Annotated in this window: 1 protein-coding gene; it reads right to left on the bottom strand. The window is 43.1% G+C overall.

The window, feature by feature from the left end; translation table 11 throughout:
* Nucleotides 1-699 (bottom strand): replication initiation factor domain-containing protein (locus DXB52_RS15965; RefSeq protein WP_207661775.1); only part of this gene is annotated, 699 nt, incomplete at both ends.

The following is a 699-nucleotide window of genomic DNA, read 5'->3' as shown; positions in this document are numbered from 1 at the left end:
AGGGGATAAGGTCGGTGCGGTTTATCCTCTGTAAATGGGCGGTTAATTTACTGGAAAGGGAATTGCTGTATCTTGCCTTATCAAGCATAGTTCCCACTTTTTCCAGTCCACCTAATGCGTCATGTTCTTCCAAGAAGTAAAAACTTTTGACAGCGGAAATCACGCCACCCTCTGTGAGCCATTGCTGTGTTTCCTCAAGGGAATTTTGCTGTTTTGGTACTTGCAGTTTCAAGACTTCCACAGCCCCTAAAAAGCGTTCCCAAAATCGACACGTTTTCCACCTGCTTTTATTACTTTCGTTTCTGTTTGGCACGACAAAGCGTAGGTTGTTTGCCAGTAGCCCGAAAGCCAGTTCCCCAAGTTCCAGCGGTCTGTCCTTGAATGTCATGGCAAAAGCATGAGCCTTATCATCACGCAGTTGCATTTCTGTCCGTTTCCAACTGCCGACTTCCTCAAGCGTCTTATTATGTTTTGAACAGACTTCTTTATCCTTATCATAAAAGCGGTAGGATAATCCAGATTTTCCAGCACCGATATAAACAGTCTTTGCGGTGTCGAAATCGTCAAACTTGCTTTCATCAAAGTGGTAGCCCTCACTGTTTGAGATAAATTCCTCTTTTTCGCATTTCTTCTTTATCTGCTCAATGGTAAAGAATGGCTTTTCGTTCTTATCGTCAATGGCAATATCAAGTCTTGTGA

Origin of the sequence: Ruminococcus sp. OM04-4AA, assembly GCF_003462585.1 — a bacterium.
GTDB lineage: Bacteria > Bacillota > Clostridia > Lachnospirales > Lachnospiraceae > Mediterraneibacter > Mediterraneibacter faecis.
This window is presented reverse-complemented; position numbering and strand designations above follow the sequence as displayed.